Genomic DNA, 1,418 nt, shown 5'->3' with positions numbered 1-1,418 from the left:
GCGGTGGAGGTGTTGGACGTCGGGGAGCGGCGGCGGGTGCTGAGCGAGTGGAACGATACGGCTGTTGAGGTGCCTGCCGTGTTGGTGGCGGAGGTGTTCGCGGGGCAGGTGGCGCGGACGCCGGGTGCGGTGGCGGTGGTGGCGGGTGGTGTTGAGCTGTCGTATGCGGAGTTGGATGCGCGTGCCAATCGGTTGGCTCGGTACCTGGTTTCCGGGGGTGTGGGTCCGGAGTCGGTGGTGGCGTTGTGTCTGCCGCGTGGTGTCGAGATGGTGGTGGGGATTCTGGGGGTCTGGAAGGCTGGTGGTGCGTATGTGCCGGTCGATCCGGAGTATCCGGTGGAGCGGATCGCGTACATGTTGGAAGATGCGGGTGCGGTGTGTGTTCTGACGGTGCGTGAGTGTCTGGGTGTGTTGCCCGAGCGGGCGGATGTGCTGGTCCTGGATGACCGGGAGGTCGTGGCGGCGCTGGAGGTGTTGCCGGCGGTGGCGCCCGAGGTGGGGTTGTCGCCCGGTCATGCGGCGTATGTGATCTATACGTCGGGTTCGACGGGGCGTCCGAAGGGTGTGGTGGTGGCGCATGGTTCGTTGGTGAATGCGGTGTCGGCGTTCGTTCCGGTGTTCGGGGCGGGGTCGGGTGTGGGTGTGTTGCAGTTCGCTTCGTTCAGTTTCGATGCGTCGGTGCTGGATGTGGTGGTGGCGTTGTGTTCGGGGTCGCGGCTGGTGGTGGCGGGGCCCGGTGAGCGGTCCGAGCCGGCGTTGCTGCGTGCGCTGGTGGCGTCGCAGGACGTGCGTGTGGCGAGTGTGGTGCCGTCGCTGCTGGGGGTGTTGTCGCCGGAGGATCTGGCGTCGGTGGAGACGTTGGTGGTGGGCGCCGAGGCGATCGGTTCGCGGGCGGCGGGGGTGTGGTCGGCGGGTCGTCGGCTGGTGAACACTTATGGTCCGACGGAGGCGACGGTGATGGTCGCCGAGGCCCCGGTCGACCCGGGGCGTGAGGGTGTGGTGCCGTTCGGCGCGCCGGTGGCGAACACGAGCCTGTTCGTGCTGGACGGTGGGTTGCGTCCGGTGCCGGTGGGTGTGGCGGGTGATCTGTATATCGCGGGTGCGCAGTTGGCGCGTGGTTATGTGGGTCGTGCGGGTCTGACGGCTGAGCGGTTCGTGGCGTGCCCGTTCGGTGCGGGCGGTGCGCGGATGTATCGGACGGGTGACCGGGTGCGGTGGGCTGCGGATGGTCTGCTGGAGTTCGCGGGGCGGGCGGACGAGCAGGTGAAGGTCCGGGGTTTCCGGATCGAGCTGGGTGAGGTCCAGGCTGTCGTGGCGGAGCACCCCGGAGTGGCTCAGGCTGTCGTGGTGGCTCGCGAGGACCTGCCGGGTGACAAGCGCCTGGTCGCTTACGTGGTCGCGGCCGACGAGGGTCTTCT

Annotated in this window: 1 protein-coding gene; it reads left to right on the top strand. The window is 68.6% G+C overall.

Annotated elements, in window-relative coordinates; all coding sequences use genetic code 11:
- Nucleotides 1-36: 36 nt before the first annotated feature.
- The coding region (locus tag AC0B61_RS37185) for a non-ribosomal peptide synthetase (protein ID WP_471746964.1) at nucleotides 37-1,418 on the top strand (1,382 nt) is incomplete at its 3' end.

Source organism: Kitasatospora sp. NPDC023385, assembly GCF_055664045.1.
Note: the sequence above shows the minus strand (reverse complement) of the source record. Positions and strands in the feature narration are given on the sequence as shown.